Annotated in this window: 5 protein-coding genes; all 5 read left to right on the plus strand. The window is 48.0% G+C overall.

The genetic code is table 11. The annotated features are described in order from the left end of the window. Window positions 1–309, plus strand: a 309-nt coding sequence (locus ACTHSL_RS12540; RefSeq protein ID WP_440381648.1) for a recombination protein NinG, incomplete at its 5' end; no start/stop codon positions are given. A 26-nt stretch (window positions 310–335) separates the two neighbouring features. Beyond that, a complete protein-coding gene (locus ACTHSL_RS12545) occupies window positions 336–512 on the plus strand; it encodes a protein ninH (protein ID WP_095463760.1) in 177 nt (58 codons plus the stop codon). After that, window positions 490–738 (plus strand): metallophosphoesterase, encoded by a 249-nt coding sequence (locus tag ACTHSL_RS12550; protein ID WP_440381649.1) that lies wholly within the window; start codon window positions 490–492, stop codon window positions 736–738. The genes ACTHSL_RS12545 and ACTHSL_RS12550 overlap by 23 nt, the downstream gene beginning before the upstream one ends. A gap of 135 nt (window positions 739–873) precedes the next feature. Beyond that, the gene (locus ACTHSL_RS12555) at window positions 874–1,155 is read left to right on the plus strand and encodes a hypothetical protein (RefSeq protein ID WP_440381650.1); all 282 of its coding nucleotides are present in this window, start codon (window positions 874–876) and stop codon (window positions 1,153–1,155) included. Further along, window positions 1,152–1,559: antitermination protein Q (locus ACTHSL_RS12560; protein WP_440381651.1), on the plus strand; the 408-nt coding region annotated here is incomplete at its 3' end. The genes ACTHSL_RS12555 and ACTHSL_RS12560, both read left to right, overlap by 4 nt.

Genomic DNA, 1,559 nt, shown 5'->3' on the forward strand with positions numbered 1-1,559 from the left:
ATCTCGTGCGGAACGCTCACGTCTGCTCAGTGGGATGCCGGACATTACCGGACAACTGCTGCGGCACCTCAACTCCGATTTAATGAACGCAATATTCACAAGCAATGCGTGGTGTGCAACCAGCACAAAAGCGGAAATCTCGTTCCGTATCGCGTCGAACTGATTAGCCGCATCGGGCAGGAAGCAGTAGACGAAATCGAATCAAACCATAACCGCCATCGCTGGACTATCGAAGAGTGCAAGGCGATCAAGGCAGAGTACCAACAGAAACTCAAAGACCTGCGAAATAGCAGAAGTGAGGCCGCATGACGTTCTCAGTAAAAACCATTCCAGACATGCTCGTTGAAACATACGGAAATCAGACAGAAGTAGCACGCAGACTGAAATGTAGTCGCGGTACGGTCAGAAAATACGTTGATGATAAAGACGGGAAAATGCACGCCATCGTCAACGACGTTCTCATGGTTCATCGCGGATGGAGTGAAAGAGATGCGCTATTACGAAAAAATTGATGGCAGCAAATACCGAAATATTTGGGTAGTTGGCGATCTGCACGGATGCTACACGAACCTGATGAACAAACTGGATACGATTGGATTCGACAACAAAAAAGACCTGCTTATCTCGGTGGGCGATTTGGTTGATCGTGGTGCAGAGAACGTTGAATGCCTGGAATTAATCACATTCCCCTGGTTCAGAGCTGTACGTGGAAACCATGAGCAAATGATGATTGATTGATTATCAGAGCGTGGAAACGTTAATCACTGGCTGCTTAATGGCGGTGGCTGGTTCTTTAATCTCGATTACGACAAAGAAATTCTGGCTAAAGCTCTTGCCCATAAAGCAGATGAACTTCCGTTAATCATCGAACTGGTGAGCAAAGATAAAAAATATGTTATCTGCCACGCCGATTATCCCTTTGACGAATACGAGTTTGGAAAGCCAGTTGATCATCAGCAGGTAATCTGGAACCGCGAACGAATCAGCAACTCACAAAACGGGATCGTGAAAGAAATCAAAGGCGCGGACACGTTCATCTTTGGTCATACGCCAGCAGTGAAACCACTCAAGTTTGCCAACCAAATGTATATCGATACCGGCGCAGTGTTCTGCGGAAACCTAACATTGATTCAGGTACAGGGAGAAGGCGCATGAGACTCGAAAGCGTAGCTAAATTTCATTCGCCAAAAAGCCCGATGATGAGCGACTCACCACGGGCCACGGCTTCTGACTCTCTTTCCGGTACTGATGTGATGGCTGCTATGGGGATGGCGCAATCACAAGCCGGATTCGGTATGGCTGCATTCTGCGGTAAGCACGAACTCAGCCAGAACGACAAACAAAAGGCTATCAACTATCTGATGCAATTTGCACACAAGGTATCGGGGAAATACCGTGGTGTGGCAAAGCTTGAAGGAAATACTAAGGCAAAGGTACTGCAAGTGCTCGCAACATTCGCTTATGCGGATTATTGCCGTAGTGCCGCGACGCCGGGGGCAAGATGCAGAGATTGCCATGGTACAGGCCGTGCGGTTGATATTGCCAAAACAGAGCTGTGG

Source organism: Neisseria sp. P0008.S010 (genome assembly GCF_051962715.1).
GTDB classification, from domain to species: domain Bacteria; phylum Pseudomonadota; class Gammaproteobacteria; order Burkholderiales; family Neisseriaceae; genus Neisseria; species Neisseria elongata.

Bases quoted from the DNA above. Each gene is read 5' to 3' on its own strand.
- ACTHSL_RS12550 (WP_440381649.1), top strand. From the start codon at position 490: ATGCGCTATTACGAAAAAATTGATGGCAGCAAATACCGAAATATTTGG.
- ACTHSL_RS12545 (WP_095463760.1), top strand. From the start codon at position 336: ATGCTCGTTGAAACATACGGAAATCAGACAGAAGTAGCACGCAGACTG.